Origin of the sequence: Streptomyces sp. HM190, from assembly GCF_009857135.1 — a bacterium.
Lineage (GTDB): Bacteria > Actinomycetota > Actinomycetes > Streptomycetales > Streptomycetaceae > Streptomyces > Streptomyces heilongjiangensis.
The window spans coordinates 7,678,352-7,691,555 of sequence record NZ_CP047318.1 but is presented as its reverse complement, the minus strand read 5'-3'; the positions used below and the strand labels follow the sequence as shown (position 1 = coordinate 7,691,555).

Sequence of the window (13,204 nt, the reverse complement as noted above, 5' to 3'; positions counted from 1 at the left end):
GGAGCGCCGACCGGCACCGGGGTGCGGGAGGTGGTGGTTCACGGGATCACACCCTCGGATCGCAGGGCTTCGTCGATCTGTTCCTTGATGGTGTCGACCGATCTCACGGGCTTGATCCCGGAGGGCGGGGACAGGGTGTGGGAGACCGCGATCGACACGTTCTGGTAGACCGGGGTGATCGGGCGCACGCTTCCCGCTTCCAGGGCGGCCAGCACGTCCTGGGAGAAGGGGTACTCCTTCATGAACGCGGGCTCGTCGTACAGGGCGCGCAGGGTGGGGGGAAGACCGCCCTCCAGCGCGGCGGCGAGCTGGTTCTCCCGGTTGCGCAGGCACAACGCCGCCTCGAAGGCGAGGCCGGGATGGCGTGAGTAGGCGCTCACCGCCAGATCGATGCCGCCGATGGTGGGCCGTGCGGGGCGGTCCGCGTCGACGCGGGGGTACGGCGCCCAGCGGAAGTTCTTGAACAGCGCGGGGTTGTTCGCCTTCATCGACGGATACACGAAGGGGTAGTTGAGCTCGAACGCCGCCGTTCCCGACTCCATGGCGAGCCGGTTCTGGTCCTCCATCTGGTTGGGCAGGGAGGGGTCCGCGGCCGGGGAGTCCGCTAGATCACGCATGACCTGCGCGGCCCGGACGGCGGGAGGGCCGAGGGAGGGCGCGGTGGCGCTCGCGTTGAGGATGGTGCCGCCCGCGCTGTTGATCAGTGTGTTGAACCAGACGGTGAGGCCCTCGTACTGGGCCCCCTGGATCTCCACGAAGTGCGGTTTGCCCTGCCGGGCGAGGGCGCCGGCCATGTCCAGCATCTCGGCCCAGGTCCTGGGCGGCTTGGGTACGAGGTCCTTGCGGTACCACAGGAGCTGGGTGTTGGCGTTGTACGGGACGGCGTAGAGCTTGCCCTTCCAGGTCGAGGTCTGCAGCGGTACGCGCAGGGTGCCCTCGGTGGCCCGCCGCTTCGCCGCGCCCGTCCATTCCCGGATCCAGCGCGCCTCGGCGAACTCCGCCGCCCAGGTGACGTCCAGCCCCAGGATGTCGAGCGAGTCGTCCTCTGCGGCGAGTCTGCGGACCAGTTGCTGGCGCTGGCCGTCCGCGGCACGTGGAAGCTTGTTGTAGCTGATCCGGTACCGCCCGCCCGACGCCCGGCTGCATTGGTCGGCGGCCTTCTGGAGTGCGCCGGAGTCGTCGGGGAAGTTGTACCAGTTGAGGGTGGGCCTGCCGGAACCCTCGTCGCCGCCGCACGCGGTGAGCACCGACGCCAGCAGCGGCAGCACGGTGAACGCCCGGAGCCAGCGCGCCCGACCGGGACGTCCCCGCTGACCCGAAACCGGCCGGCGGCCGCACCTCGCGTGCATGCGCTCCACACCTCGCTTCCGGACGGTGACGGGGGGACGGGGACCTCGCGATGTCGCCCCTGGGCACACTAAAGACCACAAAAATTGAGATCAAGGACATATCGCATCGAATCGCCCAGGGCTTCGCGGGTCACCCGCTCGGCGAACCCGCGGGCGCGGCGGAGACGGGACGAGGAGTCGCAGGACGAGGAAGTGGGGGCGGGGAGAAGGGAAAGGCCGGTTTCGGAAACCTCCGAAACCGGCCTTCACCTACGACTCTTCCGAGTCGGGACGACAGGATTTGAACCTGCGACCCCTTGACCCCCAGTCAAGTGCGCTACCAAGCTGCGCCACGTCCCGTCGCGCTCTCTCACGGTGCTCGCACCGCTGGCTCGTGCCCCCGTGTGAACGCGCAGGTAAACCCTACCCTACACACCCCGCCGACCGGGTCACCGCTGCTTCTCCGCCTCCACGGGGAGACCGCCAGGCCCTGCGGACGACGGTGTCCGCAGGGCCTGTTCATCGTGATGCGCGCGCGAGCTGGTGCGGTCAGGTCACCGGGGGCTCGATGTCCGCGTCGATGGGCTGCCAGCGGGTGACCGCCCGGGTCAGAGGGTGGTCACCGCCGAGTTCCCGGCTGCCGGTGGCCCGGCGTTCCGCTTCGGCGTGGAGCCCGGCGGCCTCCTCGTGCCGTCCCTCGGCGGCGTCGGAGTCGTCACGACGCAGTTCGATCGCCAGGTTCGAGGCGGCGGCGATGGCGAGGTAGTGGTCGGGGCCGAGCACCTCCGTCAGCCCTTCGTACGCCTCGCGGCCCACCGTGAGGGCCTGTTCGTGGTCCCCGCTCTCGGCGAGGTCCGTGGCGTGGTTGAGCATGCAGGTGAGGGTGTAGGGGTGATGCGGGACCAGCAGGCGGCGGAAGCGGTCCAGCGTGCGGGTCGACAGTTCAAGTGCGGCTTCCCGCTCCCCGGTCAGCCGGAGCAGCACGGAGAGGTTGTTGGCGCAGGCCAGGGTGAAGACGTGATCCGGCCCGAACTTGTGCTGGTACCGGTTCAGCGTCTCCCTGGCCAGTTCACGGCCCCGTACCGACTCGCCGCGGTCGTAGAGGTCGGCGGAGAGATTGGTGGCGACGGCCAGTGTGTCGGGGTGGTCGGGGCCCAGTTCCTTGAGGGCCTGTTCGTACGTCTCGCTGGTCAACTTGTGGGCTGCCTCGTAGGCGCCCAGCCGGCGGTAGATGATCGCCGCGCCCAGGGAGGCACGGAAGGTGACCAGGTGGTCCGGGCCGAGCGCCCGCCGGCTGCGCTTGAGCGTGTCCTCGACGAGTCTGCGCGCTTCCTGGAAGCGCCCGGCCGCCCGGAGGTCACGGCTGAAGTTGTTCGCGGAGTTCAGCGTGGAACGCTCGTCGGGCCCGGAGATCTCCCGGCGCTGCTTGAGGATGTCCCGGTTGGTGTCCCGGGCCGCCTGCCGGTCGCCGTACAGGAACTCGGACACCGCGAGGTTGTTGGCGGCCGCCAAGGTGCGCGGGTGTCCGTCGCCGAAGACCCTGCGGGTCCGCCGCAGCGTGGTCCGGTCGCTCGCCATCGCGTCGGCGTACTTGCCGACGCCGCGCAGGTCGGCGCCGAGGCTCATGGCCGCGCCGAGGGTGTAGGGGTGCTCCTCGCCGAGGATCCGGCTGCCCCGTTCGTACACGTCGCGGGTCACGTCGTACGCCTCGGGCAGACGGCCCTGGTCGCGCAGGGCGTTGCCGAGTTCGGTGCGCAGGCGCAGCACGAGCGCGTCGTCCTCGCCGAAGCGGGGTCGCCAGCTGGTGAGGACCCGTTCGGCGGTCCGGTTGGCGGTGTCGGCGTCGCCGCTGCGCCACAGGTAGCGCACGGTGTCGCAGATCCACTGCCGTACGGGCAGGGCGTCGCTCTCCTGGGCCCGGGTGGGCCACAGGTGCGGCAGCAGCGCGCTGTACCGGCGCCAGCTCTCGGACTCGTCCGGGCTCTTGGGGTTGGCCTGACCGAGTACGGCGTGGGCCCGTTCCCGCATGGCGGTCTGGTCCTCGGGGCTGAGCTGGTCGCGCAGGACCCGCTGGATCAGGCGGTGCAGGGTCAGGGTGTCGGTGCGCTGGTCCACCTGGGCGAGTCCGTTGCGGACGATCTCCCCGTAGAGCCTGCTCATCATCAGCGGATCGGAGAGGCTCGGGTCGTGGCGTTCGAGGAGTTCGAGCGCGGGACGGCTGCTGAGCAGGTCCCGGGGGATCGGGTCCGGCCCGAAGAACGCGCACAGTTGAAGGAGGACGGCTGCGGCCGGCGTGCGGGATTTCAGCCGATCGAGTGACCAACTGGCCGCGGCCGATGTCGGGTAATCGGGGGCTGACTGGTTGCGCAGGATGTCGGTCATCTGAGTACGGAGCATCTCCACATAGGTGGCCACGGGCATCGCCGACTCCTGCAATGAGGCGGCGGCCAGGCTCACGGCCAGTGGGAAGTCCCCGAGTTCCTCGGCCACCCGAGCCGCCTCGGCGGGCTCCAGGGCCTGGTTGTAGCGGCGCAGCAGCGCGACGCTCTCCTCACGGGTGAAGAGGTCGACCTCGATGCGTGCCGCGCGTTCGGCCCATGCCGGATTCCGCGAGGTGATGAGGATGTGGTGACCGGGCCCACTGACCGGAACCAGACCGTCAAGGTCGGCCGGTTTCTCGGCGTTGTCGTAGACAAGCAGCCAGCGCGCGTGGGGGGTGCCGCGGCGCAGCTTTTCCAGCACCTCGTTGCATATGGCCGCCAAATCCTTGCCACCGAGGGGCACACCGAGATGCCCGGCCAGCGAGTTCAGGTCCTGGCGGATCTGCGTCGGTTCCGCTGCGTTGATCCACCACACCAGATCGTAATCGGATTCGAAGCGGTAGGCGTACTCGAGTGCCACCTGTGTCTTGCCGACGCCACCGAGCCCGTAGAGGGCCTGGGGCAGGACAGCGGTGGTGCCGGCGAGCAGGCTGTCGCGCAGTCGTTCGATGAGTGTCCGGCGCCCCGTGAAGGCGACGTTTCGTTGGGGACGTCCTCCTATGACCTGGGGCGGGGTGCCGGGGAGCCGGGTGGCCGCGGCGAGGCTCACGGCGGTGGCACGGGATCCCGGTTCCGTCGGGCTGCCGCGGTCGACGGCGTTCAGCAGCCGGACCACCGCCTCCTCGGCGGAGACCCCGGCGAGGCTGACCGTCGCGGAGGGCGCGAACTCGGACGGCGGCGGGGAGTCGTCGACGCGCAGCGGGACGACCATGCCGATCTGGCCCGCCGGGTCCCGGCGCCGGATCTGCCGCCACATCTCGCGCGCCTGCGGCAGGGCGGTGTACTGCGGGGAGAGCAGTACGATCATGCGTCCCTCGCCGGCCAGGGTGCGATCCAGTCCGGCCGGTGTCGCGGGGGTGGCGGTCGGGTCGTCCGCCTCGACGGGGGCGAGCGTGGCCTCGTAGCCGGCGGCCCGCAGGACGCTGACGGTCCAGTCCGCCCACAGCCGGTCGGTCGCGGCGTAGTTGACGTAGAAGTCCTTGCGCAAGGTGGGCGCCGTGCGTTCGTACTCGGCGCGGAGGGTCCGGCGGTACGGCTCGGGCATGTTGTTCAGCCGCGTGACCCGGTTGTCCGTCAGCCGGGCGGTGAGACGTTCGAAGGCGGCGAGGAGGGTGCCGTCCTGGCGCCGCTCCCCCACCGTGGCGGGTATCTCCTCGTACGCGTAACTGGGCTTGTACGGGATCTCGACGCTGCTCCAGTACTGGTCCTGCTCGTCGGCCGGGACCCAGTCCAGGAAGGGCGCGAAAAGGCTGCGGGCCTGGTGGCGGCCGGCCTCCAGACGGTCGCGGCCGGCGTCCTCGACGCGCATGGGCACGGGCACGATGCGGATGTCGCGATCGGGGTGGGAGTTGCTGCGGACGGAACGCGCCACGTGCGCGGCACCGTTGACGCCCTGGCGGCTGAGGGTGAAGCAGTCCACGACGATGTCGGGCATGACGACCGTGCAGATGCTCGCGGTGTCGCTGAGGCCGGTGCGGCTGTCGATCAGGACGTAGTCGTAGCGTGCGGCCATGTCCTCGCGGAGCGCGGTGAGGAAGTCGGCGCCGCCCATGCGGTAGAAAGTGCCCCAGTCGAAGGTGCTGACGGTGACCGCGTAGGTGTCGGGGTCCTGGACGCCGGCGGGGAGCAGATCGAGTTTGCCGCCGGGGGGCAGCCGCAGTTCGGTGCCGACGGCATAGCGGTCGACGCGCGCCAGTTCGCGGGGGTCGGGGCCGTCGGGGTGGCTGCCGTCGCGAGGGGGTGGTCCGGCCGCACCGGCGTTCTCCACGCCGGAGGCGACCCGTTGTGCCACGGAGCGGCGGGCGAAGTCACCGACCATCTCGATGACGCCGGCGCTCTCGGTGAGGTCGGGGTCGGCCAGCAGGGGCTGGAGGTAGGTGTGCAGTCCGGGAGCTTCGAGGTCCCAGTCCACGACGAGGACGCGCAGACCGTTGCTCGCGAGTATCCAGGCGGTGTTGACCAGCGCCATCGTGCGCCCCGTACCGCCCTTGAAGGAGTAGAAGGTGATGATGGTGCCACGGCCGCGGTCGTCATGGGTCATCTGTCCTGCTCCTGCTCTAAAGGAAGGGGATCGGAGGAGGGGCGGGCAGGCTGCGGGCGCGCAGGGCCGTTCGGCTCGGGCCGTGGGACGGTCAGGGTGCTCAGGACGGGGAGCGGCGTGGAGGTGGTCCGTGACCTCTCCAGGGAATCGAGCTTGATCGTCTCCAGGAACGAGAACAAGTGGTTCTGCACCTTGGCCACGACGGCGTGGAGCGCCCCGTCGAATTCGTCCGAGCCGATTCCGGACTGGAGCAGCGGCAGGGGGTCCCCCGCTCCTTTCGCCCAGTTCAGCGGTAGGGCGCTGCGGACCGCCTCCCAGTAGGACTTGCTCCGGGGTCCGTCACCCGCCTCGTCGGGACCGCAGGGAACGATGGCCGCGCTGCCCGGATGGTTGCTCCGGTCGTAGGCGCGCAGGGCCCTTCCGTACGGTTCGTCCGCGGCGGCCCGCGCCTCCACCAGGAGGACCGCGACCTGCCCCTGCCCACGGGCCTCGTCCAGGGTGGCGCCGAGGACGTCCGAGACGACGTCGGTGCGCACCGTGAAGCCCCGTTCCTCCAGGAGTTGGCTCGCCCTCCTGGCCACGGGCTCCGGGGATTCGGTGTGGTAGGGGTTCCAGTCGGTCGGGCTCTCCCCGTGGCACCCCGGGTCCGTGGACCTCTCGTGGTGGGCGGTCCCGGAGGTTCGGGCGGCGACGAGCAGCAGGGCGTGGCTGCCCGGCTCCGCGCGCTGGGCGGCGGACGGGAAGGGTCCGGCGGATTCCGGTGCGGTGAGGTCCAGGCCCTCGGCGGGCGGTATGCGGAAGTGTTCGGCGGCCACGAGGATCTGCCGCGCGAGGAGGTTCACGATGCGGCGGTACTCCTCGCCGCCCGGGTCGGCCACCAGGATGCGGCGCAGCCCCCACTGCGCGTAGTGCTCGCCGAATTCGAGGTTGTCGTACTGGATGTGGGCGGCACCTGCCGGAATGCTCTGTACGGGCTCCCACAGGACGGGGATGAGGGCCTTGGCATCCACTCCGGCCCGTTCCCGGTGGCTGCGCTGTCGGTCCTCGAATGCCTTCCATTCGCGGCCGCAGAAGTCGCTTCTGAAGTAGTCCGGGGTGTAAAGCGCCAGCATGGTGCGGCAGTGGCCCAGGGCGTCCCCGAGGGCCGCGTTCCAGTCCTGGCCGATTTGAATGGACTGGACGTCCAGAAAAGGAGGGTCGAAGGCCGCAGGCTTGCCCGTGCGTAATCGCCGTAGTTCTTGGCGCAATTCTGCGCACAGGTCGTCGTAGAACCGCTTGACGAGGACCCGTGGTCCGCGTCTGCGTGCATAGCTCAGGAAGAAGTACGGTTCCACCGAGCCCCCGACGTGCCGCGATCGCGGGGTCCCTACCGTGGGGTGGATGGATTCTCGCGTCCTGGAAGGTGACCGACACCGGCGGAAGTGCGCGTTGTCCGGTTGCCTCCCACACCTCCTCACCCCCCAACCGGTACCCCTCAGCCATTGTCTTGGTTGAGTCGTGCCGAGACAGAGAACTGTACCCCTGTCCGGCCTGACGGGCCCCTTCTCGGCGGGGCCCGATGCATGCATTCCCCTGATCTCCGCTTCCAACGCCCGTTCCCCGCATGCTTGTTGCCAGGATGCGCCGCACAGGGCACACGTGTGCGCCCTGGTCGCGCTCCGGGCTCAGGGGAGGACTGACGGCTGTTCCGGAGGGGTCTCGGTGGTCCTCGTGAGTTCCGTGTGGATACGGGAGTTGACGTGCGTGATGAATGCGGCGAGGTCGTGGCAGTAGACCGACGGATTGTCGAAGTCGGTGGCCGGGTGGTGGCGGTGGGTGTACAGGCCGCCGCCGCAGACGCGGACCAGGGTGCAGTCCCGGCAGACGGGGGCGAGGCCCTGGAGTCCGGACTGTCTGCGGCGGACCGTGCGCGTCGCCAGCGCCTCGGAGAAGGAGTGGTGGAAAACGTCGAAGCCGGTCTCGGGTGCGCCCGGTGCGACGACCTTGAGTGAGTCGGAGTGTTCCAGGGTCCCGTCGGTCTCGACGACGACGAGGTCGACGGGGGCGAGTCCGAAAGCCTCCGTGTTCACCGCCCCACCGAGCACCCCGGACATCACCTCCTCGAACATGCGGACCCGGGTCTCCATGCGCGGCGCGTCGAACCACCGGTCGAACGCCGTGCCGAGCCAGCGCGCGTACGGGGTCGGCCCGTCCGGGGGCGACCCGACGGACGGGGGGCGCTCCGGAGGGGTCACGCGGTTCTCCAGGCCGGGCGGAGGGTGCCGCCATGTGCCGTGCGGCAGCAGGAAGTCGACGCGGGGCGGGGCGAACTCCAGCAGGGCCTCGAAGGTAGCGATCGGGTCGTTGTGCAGGTCGATGGTGCACAGCAGTCCCACGAAGAGGTCCCTGTGGCGGGGGTCGTTGAGCAGCCGCAGCCCTTCGGCGACACGGGCGTGGCTGGGGCGACCGCCCGCGAACCGGCGGTGCCGGTCGTGTGCCGCCGGGTCCCCGTCCAGACTGACGGCCACGCCCACGCGGTGGCGGTGCAGGAGGGTGAGGAACTCCTCGTCGAGGAGGATGCCGTTCGACTGCATCGAGCAGCGGACCTCGACCCCAAAGGCGGCGAGGCGTTCGGCGAGGACGGTGAGGAGCTGGTCCAGGTGTGCCTTGCCCACGAGGAGGGGTTCGCCGCCATGGAGGATGACACGGACGGCGGGCAGCCGGTGTTCACGGGCGTGCTCGGCGATCCGGTCGGCGGTCTGCCGGACGATGTCGAGCGACATCGCTCCGGGCCGTCTGCGCCAGCTCTGGTCAGCGGCGAAGTACACATAGCAGTAGTCGCACGACAAGTTACATAAACTATGCACTTTCAGCAGGAACTGCCGGAAGGGAACCACGGGCGCGTCCCCCGAACCGGCGTCCGTCGTCGTCACAGCGCACTTTCGAAGACGACGTCGATCGTCCTCACCGAGCCGTCTCGCTCCCGGAGGTGGCGTCGCACGGCGTGACCCCACGCCGTGTTCTTCCGGGCCACCACCATCAGCCGACGGGTCGGCACGGTGGAGATGTCGACCAGTCGTGTGCTGTCGTGGCTGTTCTGAGGCGCGTCCATGCCGTGCTGCCTCCCTGAGAGCCGCTGGATGCGGAGATGGTGCCCCGCCCGGATACATTCCCTGTCCATGCTCTGTCAGTGCTGTTCGCTCGTCCACAAGACAGTTGGCGTCAACCGGGCCATGGAGGTGCCGGGGCGCTTCCCTCGCTGATTTGCCGGGGTGGCCGAATTCGGTCAGGGGGTGTTGGGGAAAAGGTTGGTCTTTGTGGTTGACCGTCCAGGGAAGTCGCGGGTGGCCAGCCAGATGGTGAGGTCGTTGACGATCCCGGCGATGCGGTTGTCGGTGTCGACCTCGTGTTCGCGGCGTGTGCTGTCGCGGCGGACGATTTCGTAGCCGCCTTCGTCGAGGACGGCCACGGAGACGAACCAGGGGGGTCGTCCTCGTCGGGCTGGATGACGACGAACGTGTCGTCCGCGTCGTTCAGTTCGCTGATCAGGTCGTACAGAGCGTCCTCGGACGGGTCGTCGAGGTGGCGGCCGTCCTCGCCGTCGGCGCGGTAGTGGGCTGCCTCCACGGTTCGCTCTCCTCTTGTACCGACGTTCCTGCCGGGTTGCCGCCGTCAGCATCGCACGCAGGCCCGACGGACTCCGGTCGGTCACAGTGACTCGTTGACCGTGGGGATGCGGACGATGGCCTCCACCGGGTGGCGGCGAACCCATGGCGCTTGAGGTGGCTGACACCGCACCCGATCGCGTGCCGGGATGAGCAACCCTCGCGACCGAGGGCCCGAGGACGTGCGCTTCTTCGGCCAGGGCGCTTGCGGTGCGGGCGTGGTTGGCGGGTGAGGAGTACACAGGGAGACAGTGACATTCAGGGCTGGTACAGGCCGTGATGAACGCCTGGGTTTGCAGCGGATGCAGCGGATCCGGCCATGGGACTCATGAGTCGCTTCCGGGCAGGCGCGGTGACCGAGGGCTGGACGGTCCTACTCGACGACGATGCTCCTGGTGAAGGGCTGGTCACTCTGGTGACCAGCCCTTCACCAGGAGCATCGTCTGTCTGGACTCCCGCCATGGGGCAGCCCGAGACTCCCGCGGTCGTCGAACGACGGTGTGGACGTGATCGGCTCCGTCACCGCGGAGCCAGTGGTGATCCCAGGGGCTGCGCGCGGCAGGCGCTGGATGAGTGGGAGGAGAAGAGTGCGGAGCGAGAGACCTGACCAGGCACGAAGACGCGGGACGGGATGCCGGCCTCGGGGGCCGGTGTGAGGAGGGCCGTCGGTCCTGGCCCCCCTCGGTGCGCTTCAGTGAGCCGCGGGGCAGGTCTACTCCGGCGGCGTGGGCGTGTCGTGGGTGCGGTACATCGCCTGGACGTCGAGCTCCAGTTGGACCGTGGGGCCCACCACGGCTATGCCTCGGGCGAGCATCGTGCGCCAGTTCAGGGTGTAGTCCTCGCGGTGGAGTTCGGCCTTGGCGAGGGCGGCGCAGCGCAGTTCCTCGCCGTAGCCGCCGTTGACGGTGCCCAGGTAGGTCGTGTCGAGGGCGACGGAGCGGCTGACGCCGTGCATCGTGAGGGTGCCCTGGAGCGTCCACTTGCTGCCGCCCCGGTAGGCGAAGCGGTGGCTGGTGAAGTCGATGTGCGGGAAGCGCTCGACGTCGAGGAAGTCCGCTGAACGCAGGTGCTTGTCACGGGTGTTGTTGCCGGTGTTGATGCTGGACGCGTCGATGCGGACGTGGACGCGCGACTCGGTGACGTCCTGGGCGACCTGCAGTCCGCCCTCGAAGCGTTCGAAGCGGCCGTGGACGTGGGCCATGCCGACGTGCTTGGCGATGAAGCGGATCGCGGTGTGCGGCGGGTCGAACATCCAGGTGCCGGGGACGGGGAGCTCCAGCTGGCGGGCCGAGCGCAGCGAGACGCGCTCCGGGGCAGGGGCGGCGTCCGGGACGATCTCCACGGACTCCCGGTGGGGTTCGAGCCCCTCGGCCACGACCAGCAGGCTGTAGACGCCCGGCGGCAGGACGGCCATGAAGTAGCCGTACGGGTCGGTGGTGCCGCGTGCCGCGACCCGGTGGCTGCGGAGTTCCGTGACCGTCACCTCGGCCGCGCCCATGGGCTGGTTCACCGGGTCCAGGACCTCACGGACGAGGGCCCCCGCGCCGGGCGGGACGGGAAGCGTCAGGCCCGCGGCTCCCCGGGTGGCTTGTGAGGATCGCCGCCGGAGCAGTCCGAGGGGCATGCTGTTCACCTTTCAGTCGTCGATGTGCCGTAGGTCGGGTCAGGTGGGTGACGGTCGGTCGCCCGCGTACGCCGCTGTGAGGACGGCCAGGACGCCCGTCTCGGTGACCTCGCGCGGATTGGGATACGCCTGTCCGGCTGCCTGCGCCGCGGCCACCGCCAAGTCGGTCTCCTTCAGACCGAGTTCGGCGAGCGAGCGCGGGGCGCCCAGACGGCCGGACAGCTCCCACAGGGCGTACGGGGCGTCGTCGGCGTCCAGGGCCGCGCCGAGCGCCGCGAGGGCCTCGGGGGCCGCGGGGGCGTTGTGGGCCAGCGCGTACGGGAGGACGACCGTGTGGGTCTGCGCGTGGGGCAGGCCGAAGGTGCCGCCGAGGACGTGGCAGAGCTTGTGGTGCAGGCCCATCGTGGTCGCGCCGAGCGCGGTACCGCACAGCCAGGCGCCGTAGAGCGCGCGGCCCCGGGCGTCGACGTCCCGCGGATCGGCCGCCAGGTCGGGCAGCGCGCGCGTCATGGCGCGGGCGCCCTCCGCGGCCGTCAGCGACACCAGCGGGTTGGTGTCCGGCGCGTAGAGGGCCTCCGCGGCGTGGGCGACCGCGTTGATGCCGCTGGTCACGGTCAGCGGCAGCGGGAGGGAGAGGGTCAGTTCGGGGTCGTAGACGACGCTGCGGGGCAGCACCGACGGGTCGCGTCCGGTGCGTTTGGCGCCGTGCTCGGTCAGGCCCCAGACGGGTGTCATCTCCGAGCCCGAGTACGTCGACGGCACCGCGATCAGCGGCAGGCCGGTGCGCAGGGCGATGGCCTTGCCCAGGCCGATCGCGGAGCCGCCGCCGACGGCGACGCACCCGTCGGCCCCGGCGGCGCGGGCCACGTCGACGGCCCGTTCGGCGACCTCGACGGGCACATGCATACGGGCCTCGGTGTGCAGCCCGGCGCAGGCGTCGCCGAGGGAGTCCGCGACGGCGCGGGCCGTGTGCGCGCCCCGCGGGCCGGACACCACCAGCAGGCGTCGCAGGCCCAGGCGTTCGGCCTCGCCGGGCACGGCGGTCACCGAGGCGCCGGCGCGGAGGACGACGCGCAGGGGCGGTGACTCGTGGACGAACTCCCTCACGCCTCCTCCCGGTCGAGCGTGTCGAGCACGAGGTCGAAGCGGGCGTGCCGGAACGGTTTCGGGATGCCGAACTCCCGTGCCAGCTCCGGGTCGTCGGTCTCGGTGAAGTCCTGGACGAGGCTCTCCTTGACGGCGAACACCGCGTCCGAGTCGAGGTGGTCGCTGCCCGCCACGAAGATGTGCGTGGTGACCGTCCGGTGCCCCTCGGCGGAGCCGATGAAGTGGATGTGGGCCGGGCGGTAGGGGTGGCGGGCCGTGGCCTTCAGCAGCGCGCCGACCGGGCCGTCCGTCGGGATCGGGTACGGGCTCGGCACGCAGGTGCGGAACCAGAAGCGGCCCTCGTCGTCCGTCGTGAACAGTCCGCGTCCGTTGCCGGGCGGCTGCACGTCCGGCTGCTGCACGTCGTAGAAGCCCTCGGCGTTCGCCTGCCAGACGTCGAGGACCGCGCCGGGCAGCGGGGTGCCGTCGCGGGAGAGCACACGCCCGCTGATCACGCACGGCTCGCCGCCGCCGACGAGGTCGATGTCCGCGCCGAGCGCGCGGGCCGGGGACTCGGTCATGTGGAAGGGCCCGAGGACGGTCGACTCGGTCACGCCGTCGCCGCGCCGGTCCTCACCGCCGCCCCGCTCGCTGTTGATCGTCTCCACGAGCATCGAGACGCCGAGCACGTCCGAGAGCAGCACGAACTCCTGCCGGGTGGCGGTACAGGTCTGTCCGGTCGCGGTGAGGAAGGCGATGGCCCGCTCCCACTCCGCCATGGTCGGTCCGGTCTCGCGGACGAAGGCGTGCAGGTGGCGGGTGAGGGCGGCGAGCAGTTCCCGCAGCCGGGGGTCGGGGGTGCCGGCCATGCTGTCGACGACCGCTTCGGTGATCCGGGTCGTGAACGCGCTGCTCATGTCGTCGCCCGTCTCGTCGCTCAT

General features: G+C 70.4%; 8 protein-coding genes, 1 tRNA gene and 1 pseudogene. All 10 read right to left on the bottom strand.

All coding sequences use genetic code 11. The features are described from left to right. Positions 1–38: 38 nt before the first annotated feature. Entirely contained in the window at positions 39–1,268 is a 1,230-nt protein-coding gene (locus tag GSY65_RS32930; RefSeq protein WP_236580159.1) for an ABC transporter substrate-binding protein, read from the bottom strand. Between the two features lie 346 nt (positions 1,269–1,614). Continuing rightward, positions 1,615–1,688 (bottom strand) — tRNA-Pro (locus tag GSY65_RS32925). 189 nt (positions 1,689–1,877) lie between these two features. After that, positions 1,878–5,909: an FxSxx-COOH system tetratricopeptide repeat protein gene (gene fxsT, locus GSY65_RS32920; protein ID WP_159775383.1), complete on the bottom strand. Its 4,032-nt coding sequence runs from the start codon at positions 5,907–5,909 to the stop codon at positions 1,878–1,880. Then, positions 5,906–7,243, bottom strand: a complete 1,338-nt coding sequence (locus tag GSY65_RS32915; RefSeq protein ID WP_159775381.1) for a TIR-like protein FxsC — start codon at positions 7,241–7,243, stop codon at positions 5,906–5,908. The genes fxsT and GSY65_RS32915 overlap by 4 nt, the downstream gene beginning before the upstream one ends. Before the next feature lie 330 nt (positions 7,244–7,573). Beyond that, the gene (locus tag GSY65_RS32910) at positions 7,574–8,821 is read right to left on the bottom strand and encodes an FxsB family cyclophane-forming radical SAM/SPASM peptide maturase (RefSeq protein WP_236580158.1); all 1,248 of its coding nucleotides are present in this window, start codon (positions 8,819–8,821) and stop codon (positions 7,574–7,576) included. Beyond that, complete coding sequence (locus GSY65_RS32905; RefSeq protein ID WP_159775379.1) at positions 8,818–9,000, bottom strand: FXSXX-COOH protein; 183 nt, start codon at positions 8,998–9,000, stop codon at positions 8,818–8,820. The genes GSY65_RS32910 and GSY65_RS32905 overlap by 4 nt, the downstream gene beginning before the upstream one ends. Positions 9,001–9,174: 174 nt before the next feature. Beyond that, positions 9,175–9,515: pseudogene (locus GSY65_RS32900) on the bottom strand (hypothetical protein). Positions 9,516–10,265: 750 nt separating this feature from the next. Then, positions 10,266–11,177, bottom strand: a complete 912-nt coding sequence (locus GSY65_RS32895) for a YceI family protein (protein WP_159775377.1) — start codon at positions 11,175–11,177, stop codon at positions 10,266–10,268. 39 nt (positions 11,178–11,216) lie between these two features. Continuing rightward, complete coding sequence (locus GSY65_RS32890) at positions 11,217–12,284, bottom strand: maleylacetate reductase (protein ID WP_159775375.1); 1,068 nt, start codon at positions 12,282–12,284, stop codon at positions 11,217–11,219. Continuing rightward, complete coding sequence (locus GSY65_RS32885) at positions 12,281–13,180, bottom strand: intradiol ring-cleavage dioxygenase (protein WP_159776659.1); 900 nt, start codon at positions 13,178–13,180, stop codon at positions 12,281–12,283. The genes GSY65_RS32890 and GSY65_RS32885 overlap by 4 nt, the downstream gene beginning before the upstream one ends. Between the last annotated feature and the right edge of the window lie 24 nt (positions 13,181–13,204).